Origin of the sequence: Phenylobacterium parvum (assembly GCF_003150835.1) — a bacterium.
GTDB classification, from domain to species: Bacteria; Pseudomonadota; Alphaproteobacteria; order Caulobacterales; family Caulobacteraceae; genus Phenylobacterium; species Phenylobacterium parvum.
In genome coordinates, this window is sequence record NZ_CP029479.1 from 1226520 (window position 1) to 1247775 (window position 21256).

Below are 21256 nucleotides of genomic sequence, written 5' to 3' on the forward strand. Positions count from 1 at the left end.
AACTTTCGATCCGCGCCCTTCAGGTCTTGGGGATGGCTCGGAGGGATCAGTCCCCGTAGTCGCCGTCCTGCTGCCCGGCGCCGCCTTCCAGCAGGTCTTGGGCGGTTTCCTCGGCCGCGGCGCGCTCTTCGGCGAACTGCGACTCGATGACGTTCTCGCCGCGCGCCTGGCGCTCGGCCTCGTCCTCGGACCGGGCGATGTTGAGCGTCACGGTGACCGTGACCTCGGCGTGCAGCTTCACCTTCACCTCGTGCAGGCCGAGGGTCTTGATCGGCTTGTCGAGCACCACCATCGACCGTTCGACCTTGCCGCCGGCGTCATTGATGATGTCAGCGACATCTCGGCCGCTGACGGAGCCGTAGAGCTGGCCGCTCTCGCCCGCCTGCCGGATGAGGATGTAGGTGGTCCCATCGAGGGACTCACCCGACTTCGCGGCATGCTCGCGGGCACGCTGGTTGCGCGCCTCGAGTTCAGCACGCTGGGCCTCGAACACCTTCATGCTCGCGGCGTTTGCGCGCAGCGCCTTGCCCCGAGGAAGCAGGTAGTTACGGGCGAAACCGTCCTTGACGGTGACCACGTCGCCCAGGGCGCCGCGGCCTTCGACCCGCTCCAGAAGAATGACCTTCATGTCTCGGACTCCTTACTTCACGACGTAGGGAAGGAGGGCGAGGAAGCGGGCGCGCTTGATGGCGCGGGCCAGTTCACGCTGCTTCTTCGCAGACACGGCGGTGATGCGGGACGGGACGATCTTGCCGCGCTCGGAAATGTAGCGCTGCAGGAGCTTGACGTCCTTGTAGTCGATCTTCGGCGCGGCCGAGCCCGAGAACGGGCAGACCTTGCGGCGGCGGAAGAACGGGCGGCGGGCGGTCGCGGCGGGCGCGGCGGCGGTTTCGTCAGTCATGGTTTCTGCCTCCGGTCTCAATAAGCGTCTTCGCGACGCGGCTCGCGCTCGCGTTCACGATCGCGGCGGGCCAGGATGGGCGACAGCTCCAGATCGATCTCCTCGACCCGGATGGTCATGTAGCGCAGGACGTCCTCGTTGATGGACAGCTGACGCTCAAGCTCCTTCACGGCCGCGGGCGGCGCGTCGAGGGCCAGGAGGGAGTAGTGACCCTTCCGGTTCTTCTTGATCCGGTAGGTCAGGTTGCGCAGGCCCCAGTACTCGATCTTCGCCACGGCGCCGCCGTGTTCCTCGATGATCGCCTTGATTTGATCGTTCAGGGCTTCAGCCTGCTGCGGCGAGATATCCTGCCGCGAAATGACGACGTGCTCGTAGAGCGCCATGTTTTCCTTCATCCCTTTGGGGAGGCGGCGCCTCCGCCGGCGGGTGACCGGAGGAAACGATGGATCCCGGGCTGGCGAACGGGGCTTTCCCGTCCCTTTGGCGCTCCAACCCGCGACCGCCTTCCATTGAAGCGGCGGTCCTTAGAGGAAAGCCGCGGCGTGCGCAAGGAACACGGGACCCGGAAGGCCCCGCGAACCCGCTCCGTCCGTCGCCTACTTCCGCTTGCCGGACTTCCAGACCTTCACGGCGCCCAGGGTCTGGTTGACGTGGTCGTTGGGATCCAGGTTGTCGTAGGAATGGATGACCTTGCCGTCAGGGGCGATCACGTAGGACACCCGGCCCGACATGCCGGGCATGGCCATGCCCTTCATGTTCAGCGGCGCATCATAGCGCTTGGCGATGGCCGCGCCGGGATCGGCGGCGACGGGGAACTTGCCGCCGCAGTGCTCGGTGTCCTTGGAAAACTGGGCGAGCTTGTCGGTCTTGCCGGAGGTCACGCCGATGACGGTGGCGCCATTGGCCTTGAACTCGTCGACCGCTTCGGAGAACAGCCGGGCCTCGAGGTTGCATCCCGCCGTGTAGGCGGACGGGAAGAAGTAGAGCACGACGGGTCCCTTCTTGAGGCCGTCAGCCAGCTTGTAGGTGAAGGCGTCGCCCGCCAGGTAGGCCGGGGCGGTGAAGTCAGGGGCCTTGGCGCCCGGCGCCAGCTTGGCGGCGGCGGGGGTGGCGGCGACGGCGAGGGCCGCGGCGATCAGGGCGGGGCGAAGCATTGAAAAACCTCCGGGCTGTCGAAACGACTGCCAAATGGGGTGGGTTTGGGCTACTGCACGCCGGTCGACCGGGGGGTCCGGCCGGCGCAGAAAATACGCAGGACCGGATATAGGATGAACAGCCCGCCATTGCGACCGGTTCTCGATCAGATCGACCTCCCCGAACTGCCCGGCCGCTACAGTGGCAAGGTGCGCGAAAACTACGACCTGCCGGACGGCCGCCGGGTGATCATCGCCACGGACCGGCTGTCGGCCTTTGACCGGATCCTCGCCGCCATTCCCTACAAGGGCCAGGTCCTGACCCAGACCGCCCGGTTCTGGTTCGAGGAGACGGCGGACATCTGCCCCAATCACGTGCTGGAGTATCCCGACCCCAACGTGGTGGTGGGGCGGCGGTTGGACATCCTGCCCGTGGAAATGGTCGTCCGCGCCTATCTCGCCGGGACGACCGGGACCTCCATCCTGACCCTCTACAGCCAGGGCCTGCGCGACATGTACGGCGTGCGGCTTCCGGACGGGCTGCGCCCCAACCAGCGTCTGCCGGAAGTGATCCTGACCCCGACCTCCAAGGCCTTTGACGGCGGGCATGACGAACCCCTCACGCCGGCCCAGATCCTGGAGCAGGGGCTCCTGACTCGCCGTCAGTGGGATGAGGTCTCAGCCCACGCCCTGGCGCTCTTCGCCCGAGGCCAGGCCCTGGCGGCGGAGCGGGGTCTGATCCTTGCCGACACCAAGTATGAGTTCGGCCTGGACCCGGAGGGACGGATCGTCCTGGCCGACGAAATCCATACGCCGGACTCCAGTCGGTACTGGATGGCCGATACCTACGAGGCCCGCCTTGCGGCCGGGACGCGGCCGGACAGCTTCGACAAGGATTTCGTGCGCAGCTGGGTCTCCGAGCGATGCGATCCTTATGTGGACCCCATCCCGGCCATTCCCCCGGAGATGGTCGAGCGCACCTCCGACGTCTATGTCGACGCCTTCCAGCGGATAACGGGGCGCGCCTTCGAAGCGCCGTCGCCCGGGCTGGACATCGCCGCGCGTGTCCGCGGCAACCTCGCCCGCTACGTTTCCTGAGACCGCCTTTCAAACCCAAGTCATTCCCACAGAGCCGACAATGAACGAGCAGCCCTTCTTTCTCCGCGACGGCGACGCCTTCCTGCCCCAGGCCTCCGGGCGCGGGCCCTGGAACCCCCAGTCGCTTCACGGGCGGGTGGTCATCGGCCTGATGGGGCACGCGCTGGAGACGGCCTTCGGCTCCGACGACTTCATTCCCGCCCGCCTTACGGTGGACATGTACCGCCTGCCCAACTTCGATCCGATCGAGGTGAAGACCACCCTGATCCGCGAGGGCGGGCGTATCCGCATGGCTGAGGCGGAGCTGTTCTCGGGCGGCAAGAGCTCGGCCAAGGCGTCCTGCCAGTTCCTCCGGCGGACGGAGAATGCTCCCGGCGCCACATGGTCCCCGAAGCCCTGGGACGCCCCGCATCCCGACTCCATTCCCGATCCCGACCCCTCGACGGCCCCCATGGGCCGGATGTGGGCGGTCAAGCCGATCAAGGGCGGCTTCGGCGCAGAGGGGGAGCGGCAGATCTGGATGAAGGAGGTGCGCGAATTGGTCGGCGGCGTTCCCCTGACCCCCTTCCAGAGGGTGGCGGTGGCGGCGGACTTCGCCAGCCCCTTCGCCCACGCCTCCTCGGACCAGGGCCTCGGCTACATCAATACCGACGTGACCGTGTACCTCCATCGCCTTCCCGAGAGCGAGTGGATCGGGTTCCGGTCGGTGAATCACCAGGCGACAGACGGCGTCGCCGTCGGGGAATGCTGGCTCTACGACGCGGCGGGATCGATCGGTTTCGCCAGCTGCGCCGCCCTGGCGCAGAAGCGCCCGCCGCGCTGAGGCTCCTCAGTAGCCCTTGAGGTCGGGGTCCAGCACCTGGCCCGGATCCAGGGGCACGCCGAAGGTGTTCAGGATCATCGAAACCTGGGTGTACTGGCCGACGGTGAAGACCAGGTCCATGCACTGCTTCTCGGTAAAGGACCCGCGCAGGCCCGCCCAGGTGGCGTCGCTGATGAACTTGTCATGATGCAGCTCGTCCGCGGCCTGCAGCAGGAGCCGGTCGTCCTGCGACCAGTCCGGGGCGGACGCCCCGCTCTTGATCCGGGCGATTTCCGGAGGCGTCAGGCCATCGCGGAGGCCGATCTCCACGTGCTGGGTCCACTCATAGCCCGACTTGCAGAGGAAGCCGACGCGCAGGATGACCAGCTCCCGCTGTCGCGGCGGGAGATCATTGCGGCGGGACAGGACATAGTTGCCCCAGGCCAGGAAGGCGCGGGCCGCCTTGGGCGCGCGGGCCAGGGTCCGGAAGATGTTGAGCACCCGGCCCGTGGCCGCCATCGGCGCCACGAGCTCCTTCTGGTCGGCGTCCATCTCGGCGTCGGCCAGGGGAGGGATGCGGGGAGCGGCAAGTCTCATCGGCGGGTCTCCAGGCGCCCTAGGCGCGCATGAGGAAGGGGATCATCTGGGCCAGCAGGAGCAGGCCCAGGGCGATCAGCAGCAGTCGACCCAGGAACCTGTTCCGTCGGACCCGTGCGGCCTCGCGATCCTCGGGGGGTGTAGGGGAAGTTTCGCTCATGGTATTGATTACCTTGTAGGTTCGACCAGGATCTTCACGTGGGATTCCGGATCTCCCAGGGTCACGAAGGCCTCGGCGACGCCGGCCAGGCCCACCTTGCCGGTCACCACGCTTGAGACGTCGATGATCCCCTCGGAGATCTGCCGCAGGGTGTGGGCGAACTCGTCAGGCGTGTAGCCAAAGACAAAGGTCAGCTCCATTTCCTTGGTGATGGCGATGGCTGGCTCGATTTTGTCGGTCTCCATGCAGACGCCGGCCACGACGATCTGGGCGCCGGCGGGCGAAGCCTCGATCAGGGTCTGGAGGATGCCTGGGGCGCCGACACATTCAAAGACGACGGCGCGGCCAAAGGACTTGCCCATCATCCGGGCCATGGACTGGGCGGCCCTCTGCACGGGAACGCCATAGCTGTCCCAGCGGGCGTGCGGGCTTTCCTTCGAGGGATCGATGACCAGGTCGGCCCCAAGTTTTTCGGCTGCGGCCCGACGGCGCGGCGAATAGTCCGTCGCGACCACCGGACCGTGACCCCGGGCCTTGAGGGCCGCAATGACCGCCAGGCCCACAGGCCCGCAGCCCACCACCATGCAGACAGAGTTGGGGTCGAGCCGAGCCATGGCCACGGCGTGCTCCCCCACGGCGAAGGGCTCGGTGAGGGCCGCCTGGTCGGTCGGAAGGCCGTTTGGCACCTCCAGGACCATGGCCTCGGTCAGGAGCATGCGTTCGGCGAATCCACCGGGAAGACGGTTGGAGTAGCCGAGGGATTCCATGCCGGTCTCCGTCAGGGTCACGGGGACCGAGACCACGCGGGACCCCGCCCGGATCGTCTTTTGCGAGCCCGGGCCATGGTCCAGCACCTCGGCGCAGAACTCATGTCCGAAGACGGTGTCGGCCGTGGGGTCAAAACCTGAAGCAAAGCCTCCGCTCGCGCGGGTGGCCGTCTCCATCATGTGTTCCATGTGATGGAGGGCGTGCAGGTCTGAGCCGCAGATCCCGCAGGCGAGGGTCCGCACCAGGATCTGCCCGGGGCCCGGCGTCAGGTCCGGAACCTCGTCACAGACGAGCTGCTTGTTGCGACGGATGACGGCGCGCATGGTCCCTCCCGCAGGCGCTTCTGGTTGGCGGCATCATGGCCCCGGCAGGCCGGGAAGGCCAGAGGCGCCTCGGCTTGCCCGGGGCGGCCTGATCGCCTAACCCTCGCCCTTCATCCGCATCTGGGAGGAGCGCCGGTCATGAGTCTCGCCTTTCTGTTTCCCGGCCAGGGCAGCCAGGCCGTCGGCATGGGCGCCGACCTCGCCGCCGCCTTCGCCCCGGCCCGTGAGGTGTTCGAGGAGGTCGACGAGGCCCTGGGCCAGAAGCTCTCCGTCCTGATGCGCGAAGGTCCCGAGGACCAACTGACCCTGACCGAGAACGCCCAGCCGGCCCTCATGGCGGTCAGCCTGGCGGTGGTCCGGACCCTTGAGCGCGAATTCGGGATTGGCATCGACCGCGCCGCCTTTGTCGCGGGCCACTCCCTGGGCGAGTACTCCGCACTTTGCGCCGCCGGCGCCCTGTCCCTTCCGGATACGGCCCGTCTCCTGAAGCTGCGCGGCCAGGCCATGCAGCGCGCCGTCCCAGTGGGCGAGGGGGCCATGGCCTCGCTGATCGGACCCAAGACCGACCTGGCCCTGGCCGAGGCCGCCGCCGCCGCCGGCTCGGCCGTCGGGGTCTGCGTCGTGGCCAACGACAACAACGCCGGCAATGTCGTGATCTCCGGCTCCAAGGCCGCCGTCGACCTGGCCATCGAGAAGGCCAAGGAGCTGGGCGCCCGGGCGATACCCCTGAACGTCTCCGCCCCGTTCCACTGCCCCCTGATGCAGCCGGCCGCCGACGAGATGGCCGCCGCCCTGGCCGCCGCCGCCATCCAGGCGCCCCGGGCGCCAGTGGTCGCAAACGTCACCGCCCGGCCGACCCTGGATCCAGAGGCGATCCGTCGTCTCCTGGTGGAGCAGGTTACGGGCCGGGTCCGCTGGCGCGAGAGCCTGGTCTGGCTGGCCGGGGAGGGCGGGGTCACCCGCTTCGCAGAAGCCGGCGCCGGCAAGGTCCTGACCGGCATGGCCAAGCGCATCGCCCCTGACGCCGAGGCCGTGGCGCTAAACGCGCCCGCTGACCTTGAAGCCTTCGCCTCCAGCCTCTGAGGAAACCTCCATGTTCGACCTGACCGGCAAGACCGCCCTTGTCACCGGGGCCACCGGCGGAATCGGCGCCGAGATCGCCCGGGCCCTTCACGCCGCCGGCGCCCATGTGGTGCTGTCGGGCACCCGCGAGGGGGTGTTGGCCGACCTGGCCGCCGAACTGGGCGGGCGCACCAGCGTGGTCGTCGCCAACCTCTCGGATTCCGCCGCCGTGGATGGCCTGATCGGCCAGGCCGAGGCCGCCGCCGGGCAGGTGGACATCCTGGTTGCCAACGCCGGCATCACCCGAGACGGGCTTCTTCTGCGGATGAAGGACGAGGACTGGGAACAGGTCCTGAAGGTCAATCTCGAAAGCTACTTCCGGCTCTCCCGGGCGGCCCTGCGTGGGATGATGAAGCGTCGCTTCGGCCGGATCATCGGAATCACTTCGGTGGTCGGCGTCATGGGCAATCCGGGTCAGGCCAACTACGCCGCCTCCAAGGCCGGCATGATCGGCTTTTCCAAGTCCCTGGCCCAGGAGGTCGCCACCCGCGGCGTGACCGTGAACTGCGTCGCCCCGGGCTTCATTGAGAGCCCGATGACCGACGCCCTGAACGAGGCGCAGAAGACCCAGATCCTTGGAACCATCCCCGCCGGCCGGCTCGGATCCGGGGCTGATGTGGCCGCCGCCTGCGTCTATCTCTCCAGCGACGAGGCCGGCTACATGACCGGCCAGACCCTTCATGTGAATGGCGGCATGGCCATGATCTGACCCGCTGGCCTCATCCGGGGGAGCGTGCTACCACCCTCTCGAACGGTGAGGCCCCGGGTCTCAACTCCGCGTCCGGGATCGGTTGACATCACGTCGCCGGTCGCGGAAGGAACAACTGAACAACAGGGACCCTAACGTATGTCCGATATCCTTGAGCGCGTCCGCAAGATCGTCATCGAGCACCTCGACGCTGATCCGGAGAAGGTGACCGAAAAGGCCAGCTTCATCGACGACCTGGGCGCCGATAGCCTCGACAACGTCGAGCTGGTCATGGCTTTCGAAGAAGAATTCGATATCGAGATTCCGGACGACGCCGCCGAGCACATCCAGACCGTGGGTGATGCGGTGAAGTTCATCGGAGAGCGCCTGGGCGGCTAACGCCTCCAGGACGTCGAGGATCTGACCGCCGCGTCCCTTCCCAGAGGCGCGGCGGTTTGCATTTGCGGAGGGCTCCATGCGTCGCGTCGTCGTTACGGGAATCGGCCTCCTGACCCCGCTGGGCCAGGGCCGGGAGATCACCTGGAAGGCCATCCTTGCCGGGAAGTCTGGAGCCGGCCGGATCACCACCTTCGATCCCGAGGGCTATGCCTGCCAGGTCGCCTGCGAGGTGCCCAGGGTGGATGGCCGCGGCGGGGGTGGACCCGACGTCGAGGGGTCCTTTGACCCGGACGCCACCGTGCCCCCCAAGGACCAGCGCCGTATTGACGACTTCATCCTCTACGCCATCGCAGCGGCGGATGAGGCGGTCGCCGATTCTGGCTGGAAGCCCCAGACGACCGACGACTTCGAGCGCACGGGCGTCATCATCGGGTCCGGTATCGGGGGTTTGGCGACCATTGCCGAAACCGCCATCGAGATGCACGAAAAGGGCCCGCGCCGGGTCAGCCCCTTCTTCATTCCTTCGGCCCTGATCAACCTGGCCTCGGGCCAGGTCTCGATCCGGCACGGCTTCAAGGGCCCGAATCATTCCGTGGTCACCGCCTGCGCCACCGGCGCCCACGCCATCGGCGACGCGGCCCGGATGATCCGTTACGGGGACGCCGACGTCATGGTCGCCGGCGGGGCCGAGGCCTCGGTCTGTCCGATCGGCGTGGCGGGCTTCATCGCCTGCCGGGCCATGTCCACCAGCTTCAACGACACCCCGGAGAAGGCCAGCCGCCCCTACGACAAGGATCGCGACGGCTTCGTCATGGGCGAAGGCGCCGGCATCCTGATCCTCGAGGAATACGAGCACGCCAAGGCGCGCGGCGCGAAAATCTACGCCGAGGTCGCCGGCTACGGGATGGCGGGCGACGCCTACCACATCACCGCCCCGGCCGAGGATGGCGACGGGGGCTTCCGGGCCATGCGGGCCGCGGTCCGCGACGCCGGGATTGATCCGGGCCAGGTCGACTACATCAACGCCCACGGCACCTCGACCCCCCTGGGCGACGAGATCGAGCTCGGGGCGGTCACCCGCCTGCTGGGCGACGCCGCCGCCCGGGCGACCATGAGCTCCACCAAATCCGCCACCGGGCACCTCCTGGGTGCGGCGGGGGCCATCGAGGCGGCCTTCACCTGCCTGGCCATCCGGGACCAGGTGGCGCCTCCGACCCTCAATCTCGACAATCCCTCCGTGGAGACCGTGGTGGATCTCGTTCCCCACAAGGCCAAGCCGATGAAGATCGACGTGGCCGTCTCCAACAGCTTCGGCTTCGGCGGGACCAACGCGTCCCTGGTCCTCAAGAAGGTCCCGTGAGGCGAAGGTCCCGGGCGGCCCGGCGCAGGCGGACCCTCTTCGCGATCGCTGCAGTCGCCGCTGTCATTCTGGCGTGTGCAGGCGGGTTTGCGGCCTTCGGGCCAGGCCCGTCAGCCCGGACTGGCGACGTGACCGAGGTCCTACTTCCGCGGGGATCAGGCGTTGCCGGCGTGTCGGCGGCCCTGAAGTCCGCGGGCGTGATCCGCTCGGAGTGGGTCTTCCAGGTCCTGGCCCGCGCGACAGGGGCCGGGCGATCCCTCAAGGCGGGGGAGTACGCCATTCCCAGCCGCGCCTCGCCATTGACCATCCTTTCCGACCTCACGGCTGGGCGAACCATCATCCGAAAGGTGACCCTGCCCGAGGGGCTGACCTCGGCCATGATCGTGCGCCAGCTGCAGTCGGTGTCTTGGCTGACCGGAGAGGTCACCGTTCCGGAGGAGGGGACCCTGCTTCCCGAGACCTACCGCGCGGAGCGGGGCGACACCCGCCAGTCTCTCCTGGACCGGATGCGGGCTGACCAACAGACGCTGCTGGAGCGGCTGTGGGCCTCGCGCAAGCCCGGCCTGCCCCTGGCTACCCCGCAGGAAGCCGTGATCCTCGCCTCGATCGTCGAGAAGGAGACCGGCCTGCGGGACGAGCGGCGGCGTGTGGCGGGGGTCTTCATCAATCGCCTGCGGATCGGCATGCGCCTCCAGAGCGATCCCACGGTCATCTATGCCGTGAGCCGGGGCGAGCCGCTCGGCCGCGGGATCCGTGCCTCGGAGCTGGCCAGCCGCAGCCCCTGGAACACCTACGCCTATTCAGGCCTGCCGCCGACCCCGATCGCCAATCCGGGGCGGGCGTCTCTGGAGGCGGTCCTTGATCCCCTGGAGACCCGCGAGCTCTACTTCGTCGCGGACGGGTCCGGCGGCCACGTCTTCGCCGAGACGCTGGAGGCGCACAACGCCAATGTGGCGCGCTGGCGGCAGGTTGAGCGTGCAAAGGCCGCGGGAGGCTGAAGATGGCGAACCTGAGCGGCATGACGGGGTTTGGTCGCGCCGAAGGCGCAGGCGGGGGCTGGTCGTGGGTCGTGGAGGCGCGCTCCGTGAACGGCAGGGGCCTGGAGGTCCGCTTCCGGGGACCCGCCGGCTTTGACGCCCTTGAGCGTTCAACCCGCGAGGCCGCCCAGGCGCGGTTCCAGCGGGGGCAGGTATCGGTATCCGTCTCCGCCCGGCGGCTGGAGTCCGAGGCGCCGGTGAGGGTCAACCAGGACCTCGCCCGCCGTCTCCTGGACGCAGGTGAGCCCTGGATCGCCGAGGGTCGGGTGCTACGCCCCACCCTGGATGGCCTCCTGTCCCTCAGGGGCGTGATCGAGGCGGAGTCCGCCGAGGCTGATCCGGAGGCCCTGGCCGAAGCCGGCGCCCTGCTGGCGGGTTCCGTGAGTGAGGCGCTCGACGCCCTTCAGGCGGCCCGGCGCGAGGAGGGCCGGCAGTTGGAAGGGGTCCTCGGGCGCCTTCTGGACGAGGTCGAGGCGCTGGTCGCACAGGCGGGGCGCCTCGCGTCCGAACAGGTCGAGACCATCCGGAGCCGGTTCCTGCGGCGCCTCGCCGAGTTGGCGGGCGAGGGGCCTGACGTCGCCGAGCGCGCCTTCCTCGAGGCCGCCGCTCTCGCGGTGAAGGCCGATGTCCGGGAAGAGCTGGACCGCCTGGAAGGCCATCTCTCCAGCGCCCGGGGGCTGTTGTCAGAGGGGGGTGCGGCGGGCCGTCGCCTGGACTTCCTGACGCAGGAATTCATGCGCGAGGCGAATACGCTCTGCTCGAAGGCCGCGGTGGCGGGCCTGACCCGTACAGGGCTCGACCTCAAGGCCGCCATCGACCAGTTCCGCGAGCAGGTCCAGAATGTGGAGTAGACCATGAGCCAGACGGATGCGGCCCGGCCCTGGGAAGTCCAGAGGCGGGGCCTCCTGTTGTTGATCTCCAGTCCGTCCGGGGCGGGCAAGACCTCGCTGTCCCGCCGCCTGGTCGCCGACCATGACGACCTCGTCCTGTCGATCTCCGCGACGACCCGGGCCCCGCGGCCGGGCGAGGAAGAGGGTCGCGAGTACTACTTTGTCACGCCCGAGCGCTTTGACGAGATGGTCGCGGGCGGCCAGCTCCTGGAATGGGCGCATGTCCATGACAACCGTTACGGAACCCCTCGGGCGCCGGTGGAGGCGGCCCTTGCCGCAGGCCAGGACGTGCTCTTCGATATCGACTGGCAGGGCGCCGCCCAGGTGCGGGCGGCCCTCCCGGAGGATAGCGCCAGCGTCTTCGTCCTGCCCCCGTCCTGGGCGGACCTGGCCCGCCGCCTGAACGCCCGGGCCCAGGACTCCGCCGCCGTGATCCAGCGCCGCCTCGAGCGGGGCCGGGAGGAGATCACCCACTGGGGCGACTACGACTACGTGATCGTGAACAAGAACTTCGACCGCGCTTATGCCGACCTCGGCCACATCTACCGGGCCGAGCGGATGAAGCCGACGCGGAATCCCTGGCTGCCGGACTTTGTCCGCCGGCTTGGCTCCGAATCCCTGTCCTGAGCCCGGAGGCCCCCATGAAGACCCGTAAACTTGGCCCCTTCGATGTCTCCGAGATCGGTCTGGGATGCATGAGCCTGTCCCACGCCTATGGTCCCCCGCCGCCGCGGGCCCAGGCTGAGGCTGTCCTTCTGGGCGCCCTCGACGCCGGCTGCACCTTTTTCGACACCGCCGCCGTCTATGGCCTGGGGCACAATGAGCGCCTCGTCGGCGAGGTCCTTGGGCCGCACCGCGACAGGTTCATCCTCGCTTCCAAGTGCGGGCTTTCCCGGGGGGAACAGCGCGAGCTGAACGGCCGGCCGGAGGTCCTGAAGGCGACCTGCGACGAGAGCCTGCAGCGCCTTGGGGTCGACGTCATCGACCTCTACTACCTGCACAGGTGGGACCGGCGCGTGCCAGTTGAGGACAGCGTAGGGGCCCTGGCGGACCTGGTCGCCGCCGGCAAGATCCGTTCTATCGGCCTGTCTGAGGTCTCGGCCGCGACCCTCCGTCGGGCCCATGCGGTTCATCCCATCGCCGCCCTCCAGACCGAATACTCGCCCTGGACGCGGAACCCCGAGGTCGCGGTCCTGGAAGCCTGCCGGGAACTGGGCGTGACCTTCGTCGCCTTCAGCCCTGTCGGGCGCGGCTTCCTGGCCGGCGGGGTTCGGGACGTCGCCGCCCTGGATCCGGCCGACTTCCGGGTGGGCATGCCTCGTTTCCAGGGTGAAGCCTTCCAGCAGAACCTCGCCCTGTTCTCGGCCTTCGAGGCCATTGCCCAGGAGGCGGGCTGCACGCCCGCCCAGCTCTGCCTGGCCTGGCTCCTGCACAAGGACGACACCCTGGTGCCCATCCCCGGGACCACGAGCCCGGAGCACATGCGCGAGGACATGGCCGCATCCGGTCTCGTCCTTTCCCCGGAAATCCTCCAGGCCGTAGAGGCGACCGTGAACGCCGGGACTGTCGCGGGCCTTCGCTATGCCGAGGCGATGCAGGCCAGCGTCGACACCGAACGCCTGCCATCAGAGGCCTGATCCCGGCCTGAAAAAAGGGCCGCTCCCTGGAGAGCGGCCCTTCCGATTTCAGGCTGGAACGGCGGAATAACCGCCGGACCGGATTGCCTTACTTCTTTTCAGCCATGGCGGCGCCAGCGGCTTCCTTGGCGGCGCCAGCGACTTCCTTGGCAGCGCCAGCGGCTGCGGCGGGAGCCGCAGCGGCGGCGGCGGCGGCGCCAGCGGCGGCGGCTTCGGCAGTGGCCGGAGCAGCGGCGGCGGCGTCAGCGGCCGTGGCGGCGGCGTCAGCAGCCGTGGCGGAGGCGTCAGCGGCCGTGGCGGCGGCGTCAGCGGCAACCGCGTCAGCGGCGGCGGCCGGAGCTTCGGCGGGCTTGCTGCAGGCGGCCAGGGCGGCGACGGCGGCCAGGGCGGCCACGGACAGGGCGACTTTCTTCATTACGACTCTCCCGAGATGACCGAGCGGACGCCCAACACCACGACGGCGCCGGAATCGCCCCTTGGACGGCGGAAGCCTAGGCCCGCGCCGGGTTTCGATCAAGCTTTCGTGAGCAGGGCGTCTGCGATGGCCAGGAACCCATCCAGGTCGACCGTCTCGGGCCGGGCCGCGGGGTCCACGCCGGCGGCCTGGCAAAGGGCTTCGCCGCCCAAGGCCTTCAGGCCGGCCCTCAGCATCTTGCGCCTCTGCCCGAACGCGGCGGCGGTGACCTTCTGGAGGGCGTCCAACCTCGAGCCCGCCACGGCGTCAGGCCTGGGGGTCAGGTGCACAACGGCGGAATCGACCCGGGGCGGCGGCGTGAAGGCCCGGGCGGGCGCCTCCAGAACCAGCTTCCGGTGGGTCAGGGCCGCGGCGAGCACTGCAAGGCGGCCATAGTCTGGGGCGCCGGGCTCCGCGACGATGCGGCTGGCGACTTCCTTCTGGAACATCAGGGTCAGGGACCGGGGCCTGAAGGGTCCTGTCAGCCATTTCACCAGCAGGGGTGTTCCGACATTGTAGGGAAGGTTGGAGACGATCCTGGCCCCGTCGGACCCCTCGATCTCCGTCTCCTGCACCTTCAGGGCGTCGGCGTGCAGGACGGTGAGGCGTCCCGGAAAAGCGTCCCCCAGCTCGACCAGAAGGGGAAGGAACCGGGCGTCACGCTCGATGGCGTAGACCCGCGCCTCGGTTTCCAGAAGGGCCTGGGTCAGGCCGCCGGGCCCCGGTCCGACCTCGATCACCAGTTCGCCCGCCTGGGCGCCCGATAGGCGGGCGATCTTGCGGGTGACGTTGAGGTCGAGGAGGAAATGCTGTCCCAGCCCCTTGTTGGCCTGCAGGCCGTGGGCGGCCAGCCGGTCCGAGAGGCGCGTCGACAGGGTCATGGTGTCCGTCGCCCGGCGATCCCGGCTGCAGCGGCCAGCGCGGCGATGAAGCTGTCGGGCCGGGCCAGACCCTTACCCGCAATGTCAAAGGCCACGCCGTGGTCGGGCGAAGTCCGGACGACGGGCAGGCCGAGGGTCAGGTTCACCCCGCCCCAGAAGTCCAGCATCTTCACGGGGATCAGGGCCTGGTCGTGGTACATGCAGACCACGGCGTCATAGCTCTGGCGGATTTCCGGCGCGAAGAGACTGTCGGCGGGCAGGGGGCCGGCAATGTCGATCCCCTCGGCCTGCAGGGCCTCGGCCGCCGGCCGCAGGATGGTGATCTCTTCCCGGCCCATCTCGCCCGACTCCCCCGCGTGGGGGTTGAGGGCGGCCATGGCCAGGCGCGGCCGGGGGATACCGAAGTCCCGGACGAGGGCCTGTGCCGTCACGCGGGCGGTCCTGGTGATTCCCTCCACGGTCAGCGCCCCGGGCGCCTGGGAGAGTGGCAGGTGGACTGTCGCCAGGGTCACCCTCAGGTCCCCGGCGGCCAGCATCATCACGGGGCCGCGTTCACCCTCCCATTCGGCGTGGGCGGTGAGGTCCCCGATGAACTCGGTATGTCCGGGGTGCCGGAAACCGGAGGCCTTCAACACGGCCTTGGAGATGGGCGCCGTGACCAGGGCGCTGGCCTTGCCTGAAAGGCACGCCTCCGTCGCCGTCGCGATCCAGCTGGCGATGGCCGGCCCAGCCTGGGTGTCGGGCGCTCCCGGCTGGACAGGCGCGGGAAGAGGCATGTCGACCAGGGGAATGGCCTGGGCGAAAACGCCCGCCGCCCCGGCCGGAGAGCCCACGCGCACGACGGGCGCACCGGCCCCGGCAAGGGCGTCATGGTCCCCGAAGACGACAAAGGGAGGGTCCCCGGGCCGCGAGGCGCGCCAGGCGGCGGCGATGATCTCCGGTCCTATCCCCGCCGGATCGCCAAGCGTGACCGCAAGGGGCGCACCGCGCATCCGTCCGACCTAGCGGGTCTCGATGGTGGCGGCGGTCCGGAGGTCGCGCATGTAGCGGCGGGCGATCATGGACAGCTGCTGGCCATAGAGCCGCCCCTCGATCTGCTCCTTGCTGACCTGGCCGGCTCCGCCAGCGCCGCGGCTGCAGACCGTCAGGATGTGGAGCCCGACATTGGTTCGGATCGGCTCGGAGGTCTGGCCAGGCTGGAGGCCCTCGACCGCAGCGCGGAAGGCGGGAGAGAGATCCTTGAGTTCGGCCTCGCCGAGGTCTCCCGCCACGACGCCGGTAACCCGCCCGGCCTCGGTCTCGACGCCGTCGCAACCCCGGATCCTTGAGCGCACGTCCGTCAGGCGGGCGGTCGCGTTCCGGACGTCGGACTCCGGCGCGCTCTGCGGCAGGGCTACAGCCACCTGCTTCAGCGCGACGGTCACGGCGGAGGCGCCGGCGCGGCGGTCTCGCAGAAAGACGATGTAGACCCCGTCACGGACGGGAATCGGCCGGGAAAGCTGGCCCGGGCGCATCTGGTCGAGGGCCGCGTCCACCTCGGCTGGCATTTCGCCCGCCGTGATCCAGCCCACGTCGCCGCCGGCCGCCGCCGAGGGGGAGGCCGAGAACTGACGCGCTACGGCCGGGAAGGGGGCGCCCTGCTGCATCTGGGTGACGAGCTGGGCGGCGCCGTTCACAGCCACCTCCATGCCGCCAACCCGGGCGGCGTCGATGAAGACCTCGGCGATCTGGTACTGGGGACGGGAAGCCGCGGCGGCGATGCGCTCCATCTCCGCCTTGACCTGATCGTCGCCCACCCGGAGCCTCGAGCCATACCGGCCGCGCACCCACCGCTGCCAGCCGGACTGCGCCCGGATCTGGTCTTTCAGGGTGTCGATCCCAATCCCCTGGGCCGCCAGGGAGTTGGTAAATTGTTGCAGTGTCGCGTTGTTTTCACGCGCCATTTCGGTGAGCTGTTCATCCACGTCCGCATCGCTTGGGACGATCTCGATCTTCTGTTCCTTCTCGACCCTGCGGAGCTCCTGGATCTGAAGTCGCTCATCGACCAGGCCGCTCAGGGCCTCACGCTGGAACTGGGGAAGGTTCTCCCGGGTCGGCTGGATTCCGGAGGTGGCGATCAGAAGCCGCATCCGCTGGGCCAGGTCAAAGGTGGAGATGATCTCGTCGTTCACCACCGCAGCTACGGACTCGGACAGGCCTAAGGGCGCGACCTGGGCGGCGGCCGGCGCCGCCGGAGCCTGGGCGGAGGCGGGACCCGCCAGTGACGCCAGGACGAGGCCGGCGACGGCGAGGGATCGACGGCCCAGGGTCGTGGCGCGGGTCATGACCGGGATGTTGTCCTTCAAGCGCATGATCGTGTTCGGCTGCCTTCTGACACGGGTGGAGCCTTCACTCCAGAGGTGAGGTTCTACCGGGCGCCAAGGGGACCGCCCAATGTGGCGAGGGTGAGGCGAATGTTGATCGAGGTGGAGGATCCCAGGCGCCCGACCTGCAGGTCCTCCTGCCGGTAGAAGATGTCGAGCCGGGTGCAGTCGTCGCGGTAGACCACGCCCAGGTCCCGGATCACCCAGGCGCTGGCGGCGATGTCGCGGTTCCCGTAGGCCGTCACACCCCAGTTCTCGCTCACGAAGATCTCGCCGCCGAGGTCTGCGTTCTCGCGTCGACCCGACCCCGGACCCGTCTCTTCCTTCAGGTAGCGGAAATAGCCGGAGCCCCGCTTCAGCGAGACGTTGGCGCCGGCCTCGGCGCGACGCACCGTGAGGTCCTCGCCGTCGAGTCGGGTCCGTGCGAACAGGCTGACCCCCTGCAGGGGCTCGGCCTCGACGGCGACAACCCAGTCCGAGGCCTTCCGGGAAAGCCCTGAGGTGGTCGTGAACACCCCGGAGTCGCTCGACCGGAAGCTCCGGCCCAGCACGAAGTTGGCGCGCCGGCCGTCATCCCAAAGCACGCTCGCCCGGCCGGCGAGGCTCATCCGCAGGCCGTCCTCGGTGAGGTCATAACCGGGGAACCGGTTCAGGCGGAACAGGCTGGTCTCGTCGAAGACCACGGTGGCCGAATCCTCGTTGAGGTAGATCGGGGCGCCGGACGGGTCGCGCCCGACGCGGATCAGGGCGGCTCCGGCCGAGGCCACCAGCTGGGCCGTGGGCTCGACCACGACGAGAGCGTTGTCAAAACGGCGGACCAGGGGGAGCGATACGTCCGCGCCCGCCGAGGCGATGCCACGGCCCTGCGTCGCGCTGCGCCCCGCGACGCCGTCGAGGTCACTCAGGCTGTAGCCGTCTCCCCGCAGGTGGCCGAACAGGGCGACGCGCAGGCCTCCGGCGGTCGTCGAGGTGCGCCGCCAGTCCGCCTCGAAGGTCGCCCGCCGACTGTCCAGGCCCGGAGCGCCGGCCGGCACGCCTGGCGCGTTGTCCCGGGTCAGCGCCACCCCGGTCGTTCGGATGCGAAGGCGACCGCCGACCAGGTCCGCGATGGGCTCGAAACGCCCCTCCACGAAGGGACCGACCGTCGGGAAGGTCCGGTCATCATCCTCTGGGCGCAGGCCCTGGATGCTGAAGGCGCCGGCGGAGAACCAGGACTTTGCGGTCTGGCGGGTGGCGTAGACTTGGGAGATCAGTCGCCGGTCATCCGGGACGAAGGGACCTCGGGCGACATAGACGTCGCCAATGTCATACTTCTCGAACAACAGGGTGTCCGAGGTCCGCTCGGCGCTGAAGCCCCACTTCCACTCCGGGGTCAGGGCGAAGGCGCCGGAGGCCAGTATGTAGCTCCGCGCCGTGGGATCGCCGAAGGCGTCGCCTTCGCCGTCGAAGTCGCGGTCGTAGGTGAAGCCGCCCCGGACATCGATCGCCCCAGTGCGGAACCGCTGGCGGTAATGGGCGTTCAGGAAGGGTGCGACCTGGCTGTTGATCTGCGGGGAGACCGTCAGGTCGGCCGAGGGATTGAAGACGTGCACATAGGGCTGTTCGTAGGACAGACCCCGCCGCCCGGAGGTCTGCAGCGCCGGCGTCAGGAAGCCCGATCGGCGCTCGGCCTGCGGATCAGGGTGCCAAAAGATCGGGATATAGAGCACCGGCGCGCCGCGCACCCGGATCACGGCGTTGCGGTAGGACACCACCTGCCGGCTCCGGTCCTGAACGATCTGCTCGGCCTGGATGGACCAGGTCGGGTTCTTGGGATCCCCGTTCTTCGCGCAGACCTCGCAGGGCGTGTAGATGGCCTGGTTGAGCTCGTTGACGGTCTCGCTGCGCCGCACGGCGCTGGCCGCCGCCATCTTGATCGGGCCCTCGCTGCGGACGGCGAAGCCGGCGGCCGCGCCCACGGACAGGGACTGGTCGAGGACGATCTCCTGGGCGAACTGGGCGGTGCGGTCCGGATTGATGATCCGCACATTGCCGCGGGCGCGGATCAGGCGTGTGGACGCTTCGAAGGTCACCTCGTCGGCGGTCAGGGTGCGTCCCTGGAAACGGGCCCGGACGTCGCCTCGGGCGACGGTCAGCCCCTTTTCCTCATCGCGCGAGACCGTGTCGGCCTCCAGGTAGAGCTGGTCTTCGGTGAGGCCGTCGGCGGGGGGTCGATCCGGCGGCGCGTCCACCCGCGCCTGGGCGCTGGCGGCCACAGGACCGGCCAGGACCACGAAGGCCAGGCTTCCCGCCAATACCCGTGCCATGATCCCGAACAGCCTCATCGACGCCTTGTCTTGGGGGCTCGCGGGCGACTCGACGTCCGCTCGGCCCAATTCAACCATCTTCGGTGTAACAGAGGAGGGCGAGCCCGGACAGGAGGGCGACGAGGGGCGGCGCCCAGGCCCCCACCAGGGGCGGGATGATGTCGGCGGCGGCGAGCGCCCCGGTCATCTGGTTGAAGAAAAAGACCAGGAATCCCGTTGCCGCGCCCGCGCCGGCGGCCAGGGCCAGGCCACCCTGCCTGGAAAGCCGGAGCGAAGACGCCGCAGCCAGTATGGCCATCGCGGCGAAGAGGATGGGCGTGGCGAAAAGCTGGTGAAGGCGAAGACGGAACGACCGGGCGCTGAAGCCCGCCATCTCGGTCTGGCGGATTGCGGCGGGAAGTCCCCAGAAGGTGACCGCTTCGGGGGAGGAAAACCGGTCCACGGCGCCTTCGGCCGTCAGGGTCGAGCGGATGGACAGGGTGTCGGAACGCACCGCCGTCTGGCCGGCTGACGCCTCCCGGACGTCCTTCAGGTTCCAGAATCCCGCGCGGAGGACAGCCTGGGCTGCTTCTATGCGTCGTCGGAACTGGAGCCGTCCGTCCGCGTCCTTCTGGTAGACGAACAGCGAGACGGCCCGGAGCCGGATCGCATCGCCCTCCAGGTCCCGCGATTTGGCGTGGATCACCACCAGCCCCCGGTCATCGCCCTGACGGAGCCAGACTTCCTTGGGCGCGTCGGAGAGATAGGACTGCATCAGCCGGGCCCGCTCGACTTCGAAGCGGGCCGAGAGGCCGGCGGCCAGGGGATTCAGGAGCATGACGACCGCCAGCCCGGCCACGAAGGCGAAGGCGGCGGAGGGCGCGATGAAGCGCCAGGCCGACACGCCCGCCGCCCTCATGGCTGTCAGCTCACTGGACCGGTTCAGGGCGACAAAGGCGGCGATCCCCCCGAACAGGAAGACGAAGGGCGAGAGGAGAAGGATGAGGCTGGGCGCCCTCAGGAGGGTGAGCCACAGGACTTCGCTGGGCCCGGCATCCGTCCGGACTCCTACGGAGCGTGAGAGTTCTTCGAACTGAATCAGGATGATAACGGCGGAAATTACCGCCAGGGCCCCGGCGACAGACCGTGCGGTTCGCCGCAGCAGGTACAGGTCCATGACGCTGAGCCCCGGCATCATGCCGCCGCTCCTGCAACCGGCGATTTCCGGCCCCTCAGGCTGCGCCCCACGAAGCGGCTCGGCTTCTGCCGGAAGACCGCCCTGAGGGCCCAGGCCAGGGTCCCAATGGGAATGGCGTACTGGAGTATGTTTAACCAAACCTCGGATTCTGCAGCAGAAACAGAGATGAAACCAAGAATCCTGGACACGGCGGCGACACCCCCGGCGATCGCGATCCGGCGTCCATAGCCCATGCGCGAAAAGGTTCCCCCAAGGATCGCCCAGACCGCCAGGCCCATGAAGGTGAGGTTGTAGAGGGGCGTCGCAAGCCGGGCATGGCCCTCTGCCAGGAGCTTGAGATGGTTACGCTTTTCCCAGTCCTGCGTCAGGTCGGCGAACAGGAGTTCATGGAGATAGCGGTCCGACGGCTTGTAGTGGATGCGCTCCTCCGACCGGATGAATTGTTTTAGCTCAAAGGGATAGTCGTCAAAGGTGAGGTAGTTCAGGACGCCGTCGGACGACAGTTCCTGGGTCGAGCCCCGGAAGAGCCTCAGGATGGGCTCGCCATCCTTCATGACCAGCCGCCCGGTGTCGGCGGTGTAGGTCGTCGCGCCGCCATCGTCCTTGGCCCGGTGGATGAAGAGGTTCCGGATCTGGCCGTTTCGGTCAACGGACTGTGCGTAGACGGTCAGGCCCGGCGCGGGCTGGGTGAACTCTCCCTCGCGGATCAGGGCGGAGACCAGGTTGGTCCGGACCTCGAAGAGCACTTCGCGCATGGCCCGGTGCGAGGCCGGCTGGATCCAGAGGTTGATCACCAGCGAGGCCAGGGCCAGGACGGCGGCGAGGCGGAGGGCGGGAGCGATGACCCGCCACCGGCTCATGCCCCCCGCGAAGCAGACCACAAGCTCCTGGTCCGTCTGCAGGCGGTTCAGGGTGATGAGGGCGGCCACGAAGACGCTGACCGGCAGGACCATGTTGATCAGCTGCGGCATGGCCAGGGCGGTGGCCTTCAGGAAGACGAGCGCGTTCTGTCCACCCGCCACGATCAGGTCCAGCTGGGTCAGGGAGGTGGAAAGCAGGGCCAGTCCCGTCGCCGCCACGATGGCCCAAAGGGTGGGTGCGACAAGCTGGCGCAGGAGGTAGCGGTCGATCAGGCGCATGACGAAATATCGATCCCAGCG

24 protein-coding genes are annotated in these 21256 nt (G+C 68.8%); 10 read left to right on the top strand and 14 right to left on the bottom strand.

What is annotated here, in order from left to right:
- Positions 1-46: 46 nt before the first annotated feature.
- The 4 genes from rplI to HYN04_RS05990 all read right to left on the bottom strand — a co-directional run bounded on the left by rplI (position 47) and on the right by HYN04_RS05990 (position 2055).
- Positions 47-628: a 50S ribosomal protein L9 gene (gene rplI / locus HYN04_RS05975; RefSeq protein WP_110449919.1), complete on the bottom strand. Its 582-nt coding sequence runs from the start codon at positions 626-628 to the stop codon at positions 47-49.
- A gap of 12 nt (positions 629-640) precedes the next feature.
- Positions 641-901, bottom strand: coding sequence for a 30S ribosomal protein S18 (rpsR, locus tag HYN04_RS05980; protein ID WP_110449920.1), 261 nt, complete (start codon positions 899-901; stop codon positions 641-643).
- Between the two features lie 17 nt (positions 902-918).
- The gene (rpsF, locus tag HYN04_RS05985) at positions 919-1284 is read right to left on the bottom strand and encodes a 30S ribosomal protein S6 (RefSeq protein WP_110451313.1); all 366 of its coding nucleotides are present in this window, start codon (positions 1282-1284) and stop codon (positions 919-921) included.
- A gap of 213 nt (positions 1285-1497) precedes the next feature.
- Positions 1498-2055, bottom strand: coding sequence for a peroxiredoxin (locus HYN04_RS05990; protein WP_110449921.1), 558 nt, complete (start codon positions 2053-2055; stop codon positions 1498-1500).
- Positions 2056-2169: 114 nt separating this feature from the next.
- Here HYN04_RS05990 and HYN04_RS05995 point away from each other — a divergent pair, with 114 nt between their 5' ends.
- Together HYN04_RS05995 and HYN04_RS06000 are read left to right on the top strand one after the other, a co-directional pair.
- A complete protein-coding gene (locus tag HYN04_RS05995) occupies positions 2170-3132 on the top strand; it encodes a phosphoribosylaminoimidazolesuccinocarboxamide synthase (RefSeq protein WP_110449922.1) in 963 nt (320 codons plus the stop codon).
- Positions 3133-3172: 40 nt separating this feature from the next.
- Complete coding sequence (locus HYN04_RS06000; protein WP_110449923.1) at positions 3173-3955, top strand: thioesterase family protein; 783 nt, start codon at positions 3173-3175, stop codon at positions 3953-3955.
- Between the two features lie 6 nt (positions 3956-3961).
- Here the strand turns inward: HYN04_RS06000 and HYN04_RS06005 are convergent, their stop codons facing one another.
- Genes HYN04_RS06005 through HYN04_RS06010 form a run of 3 tightly spaced genes read right to left on the bottom strand, consistent with a single transcriptional unit; the run spans position 3962 to position 5782 of the window.
- On the bottom strand, positions 3962-4531 hold the full coding sequence (locus tag HYN04_RS06005; protein WP_110449924.1) for a carboxymuconolactone decarboxylase family protein: 570 nt from the start codon (positions 4529-4531) through the stop codon (positions 3962-3964).
- Positions 4532-4550: 19 nt separating this feature from the next.
- Positions 4551-4691, bottom strand: a complete 141-nt coding sequence (locus HYN04_RS13425) for a hypothetical protein (RefSeq protein WP_162599561.1) — start codon at positions 4689-4691, stop codon at positions 4551-4553.
- Between the two features lie 8 nt (positions 4692-4699).
- Complete coding sequence (locus tag HYN04_RS06010; protein ID WP_110449925.1) at positions 4700-5782, bottom strand: zinc-binding dehydrogenase; 1083 nt, start codon at positions 5780-5782, stop codon at positions 4700-4702.
- 138 nt (positions 5783-5920) lie between these two features.
- On the opposite strand from HYN04_RS06010, the gene fabD reads away from it, so the two are divergent.
- The 8 genes from fabD to HYN04_RS06050 all read left to right on the top strand — a co-directional run bounded on the left by fabD (position 5921) and on the right by HYN04_RS06050 (position 12915).
- On the top strand, positions 5921-6865 hold the full coding sequence (fabD, locus tag HYN04_RS06015) for an ACP S-malonyltransferase (RefSeq protein WP_110449926.1): 945 nt from the start codon (positions 5921-5923) through the stop codon (positions 6863-6865).
- Positions 6866-6875: 10 nt separating this feature from the next.
- Positions 6876-7613, top strand: a complete 738-nt coding sequence (gene fabG / locus HYN04_RS06020; protein ID WP_110449927.1) for a 3-oxoacyl-[acyl-carrier-protein] reductase — start codon at positions 6876-6878, stop codon at positions 7611-7613.
- 138 nt (positions 7614-7751) lie between these two features.
- Entirely contained in the window at positions 7752-7991 is a 240-nt protein-coding gene (locus tag HYN04_RS06025; RefSeq protein WP_110449928.1) for an acyl carrier protein, read from the top strand.
- A gap of 76 nt (positions 7992-8067) precedes the next feature.
- Positions 8068-9351 carry a beta-ketoacyl-ACP synthase II gene (gene fabF / locus HYN04_RS06030; protein ID WP_110449929.1) on the top strand — a complete coding sequence of 428 codons (1284 nt, stop codon included), beginning with the start codon at positions 8068-8070 and terminating at the stop codon, positions 9349-9351.
- Between the two features lie 170 nt (positions 9352-9521).
- Complete coding sequence (gene mltG, locus HYN04_RS06035) at positions 9522-10349, top strand: endolytic transglycosylase MltG (RefSeq protein WP_241962702.1); 828 nt, start codon at positions 9522-9524, stop codon at positions 10347-10349.
- A gap of 2 nt (positions 10350-10351) precedes the next feature.
- On the top strand, positions 10352-11239 hold the full coding sequence (locus HYN04_RS06040; RefSeq protein WP_110449931.1) for a YicC/YloC family endoribonuclease: 888 nt from the start codon (positions 10352-10354) through the stop codon (positions 11237-11239).
- Between the two features lie 3 nt (positions 11240-11242).
- Positions 11243-11905: a guanylate kinase gene (gene gmk, locus HYN04_RS06045; RefSeq protein WP_110449932.1), complete on the top strand. Its 663-nt coding sequence runs from the start codon at positions 11243-11245 to the stop codon at positions 11903-11905.
- A 14-nt stretch (positions 11906-11919) separates the two neighbouring features.
- Positions 11920-12915 carry an aldo/keto reductase gene (locus tag HYN04_RS06050; RefSeq protein ID WP_110449933.1) on the top strand — a complete coding sequence of 332 codons (996 nt, stop codon included), beginning with the start codon at positions 11920-11922 and terminating at the stop codon, positions 12913-12915.
- A gap of 88 nt (positions 12916-13003) precedes the next feature.
- Here HYN04_RS06050 and HYN04_RS06055 read toward each other — a convergent pair whose 3' ends face one another.
- The 7 genes from HYN04_RS06055 to lptF form a co-directional block, all read right to left on the bottom strand.
- The gene (locus HYN04_RS06055) at positions 13004-13330 is read right to left on the bottom strand and encodes a hypothetical protein (protein ID WP_110449934.1); all 327 of its coding nucleotides are present in this window, start codon (positions 13328-13330) and stop codon (positions 13004-13006) included.
- Between the two features lie 98 nt (positions 13331-13428).
- Entirely contained in the window at positions 13429-14250 is an 822-nt protein-coding gene (rsmA, locus tag HYN04_RS06060; RefSeq protein WP_110449935.1) for a 16S rRNA (adenine(1518)-N(6)/adenine(1519)-N(6))-dimethyltransferase RsmA, read from the bottom strand.
- Complete coding sequence (gene pdxA / locus HYN04_RS06065) at positions 14247-15242, bottom strand: 4-hydroxythreonine-4-phosphate dehydrogenase PdxA (RefSeq protein WP_110449936.1); 996 nt, start codon at positions 15240-15242, stop codon at positions 14247-14249. Before pdxA ends, rsmA begins: the two co-directional genes overlap by 4 nt.
- Positions 15243-15251: 9 nt before the next feature.
- The gene (locus HYN04_RS06070) at positions 15252-16601 is read right to left on the bottom strand and encodes a peptidylprolyl isomerase (RefSeq protein WP_110449937.1); all 1350 of its coding nucleotides are present in this window, start codon (positions 16599-16601) and stop codon (positions 15252-15254) included.
- A gap of 56 nt (positions 16602-16657) precedes the next feature.
- Positions 16658-18937, bottom strand: coding sequence for an LPS-assembly protein LptD (locus HYN04_RS06075; protein ID WP_241962703.1), 2280 nt, complete (start codon positions 18935-18937; stop codon positions 16658-16660).
- A 52-nt stretch (positions 18938-18989) separates the two neighbouring features.
- Positions 18990-20096 carry an LptF/LptG family permease gene (locus HYN04_RS06080; RefSeq protein ID WP_338418735.1) on the bottom strand — a complete coding sequence of 369 codons (1107 nt, stop codon included), beginning with the start codon at positions 20094-20096 and terminating at the stop codon, positions 18990-18992.
- The gene (gene lptF, locus HYN04_RS06085; RefSeq protein ID WP_110449938.1) at positions 20093-21235 is read right to left on the bottom strand and encodes an LPS export ABC transporter permease LptF; all 1143 of its coding nucleotides are present in this window, start codon (positions 21233-21235) and stop codon (positions 20093-20095) included. Before lptF ends, HYN04_RS06080 begins: the two co-directional genes overlap by 4 nt.
- Positions 21236-21256 lie beyond the last annotated feature (21 nt).

What these genes read in the sequence shown, in the direction of transcription:
- rplI (WP_110449919.1), bottom strand. Translation starts at nt 628, where the DNA reads ATGAAGGTCATTCTTCTGGAGCGGGTCGAAGGCCGCGGCGCCCTGGGC.
- rpsR (WP_110449920.1), bottom strand. Translation starts at nt 901, where the DNA reads ATGACTGACGAAACCGCCGCCGCGCCCGCCGCGACCGCCCGCCGCCCG.
- rpsF (WP_110451313.1), bottom strand. Translation starts at nt 1,284, where the DNA reads ATGGCGCTCTACGAGCACGTCGTCATTTCGCGGCAGGATATCTCGCCG.
- HYN04_RS05990 (WP_110449921.1), bottom strand. Translation starts at nt 2,055, where the DNA reads ATGCTTCGCCCCGCCCTGATCGCCGCGGCCCTCGCCGTCGCCGCCACC.
- HYN04_RS05995 (WP_110449922.1), top strand. Translation starts at nt 2,170, where the DNA reads ATGAACAGCCCGCCATTGCGACCGGTTCTCGATCAGATCGACCTCCCC.
- HYN04_RS06000 (WP_110449923.1), top strand. Translation starts at nt 3,173, where the DNA reads ATGAACGAGCAGCCCTTCTTTCTCCGCGACGGCGACGCCTTCCTGCCC.
- HYN04_RS06005 (WP_110449924.1), bottom strand. Translation starts at nt 4,531, where the DNA reads ATGAGACTTGCCGCTCCCCGCATCCCTCCCCTGGCCGACGCCGAGATG.
- HYN04_RS13425 (WP_162599561.1), bottom strand. Translation starts at nt 4,691, where the DNA reads ATGAGCGAAACTTCCCCTACACCCCCCGAGGATCGCGAGGCCGCACGG.
- HYN04_RS06010 (WP_110449925.1), bottom strand. Translation starts at nt 5,782, where the DNA reads ATGCGCGCCGTCATCCGTCGCAACAAGCAGCTCGTCTGTGACGAGGTT.
- fabD (WP_110449926.1), top strand. Translation starts at nt 5,921, where the DNA reads ATGAGTCTCGCCTTTCTGTTTCCCGGCCAGGGCAGCCAGGCCGTCGGC.
- fabG (WP_110449927.1), top strand. Translation starts at nt 6,876, where the DNA reads ATGTTCGACCTGACCGGCAAGACCGCCCTTGTCACCGGGGCCACCGGC.
- HYN04_RS06025 (WP_110449928.1), top strand. Translation starts at nt 7,752, where the DNA reads ATGTCCGATATCCTTGAGCGCGTCCGCAAGATCGTCATCGAGCACCTC.
- fabF (WP_110449929.1), top strand. Translation starts at nt 8,068, where the DNA reads ATGCGTCGCGTCGTCGTTACGGGAATCGGCCTCCTGACCCCGCTGGGC.
- HYN04_RS06040 (WP_110449931.1), top strand. Translation starts at nt 10,352, where the DNA reads ATGGCGAACCTGAGCGGCATGACGGGGTTTGGTCGCGCCGAAGGCGCA.
- gmk (WP_110449932.1), top strand. Translation starts at nt 11,243, where the DNA reads ATGAGCCAGACGGATGCGGCCCGGCCCTGGGAAGTCCAGAGGCGGGGC.
- HYN04_RS06050 (WP_110449933.1), top strand. Translation starts at nt 11,920, where the DNA reads ATGAAGACCCGTAAACTTGGCCCCTTCGATGTCTCCGAGATCGGTCTG.
- HYN04_RS06055 (WP_110449934.1), bottom strand. Translation starts at nt 13,330, where the DNA reads ATGAAGAAAGTCGCCCTGTCCGTGGCCGCCCTGGCCGCCGTCGCCGCC.
- rsmA (WP_110449935.1), bottom strand. Translation starts at nt 14,250, where the DNA reads ATGACCCTGTCGACGCGCCTCTCGGACCGGCTGGCCGCCCACGGCCTG.
- pdxA (WP_110449936.1), bottom strand. Translation starts at nt 15,242, where the DNA reads ATGCGCGGTGCGCCCCTTGCGGTCACGCTTGGCGATCCGGCGGGGATA.
- HYN04_RS06070 (WP_110449937.1), bottom strand. Translation starts at nt 16,601, where the DNA reads ATGCGCTTGAAGGACAACATCCCGGTCATGACCCGCGCCACGACCCTG.
- HYN04_RS06075 (WP_241962703.1), bottom strand. Translation starts at nt 18,937, where the DNA reads ATGAGGCTGTTCGGGATCATGGCACGGGTATTGGCGGGAAGCCTGGCC.
- HYN04_RS06080 (WP_338418735.1), bottom strand. Translation starts at nt 20,096, where the DNA reads ATGATGCCGGGGCTCAGCGTCATGGACCTGTACCTGCTGCGGCGAACC.
- lptF (WP_110449938.1), bottom strand. Translation starts at nt 21,235, where the DNA reads ATGCGCCTGATCGACCGCTACCTCCTGCGCCAGCTTGTCGCACCCACC.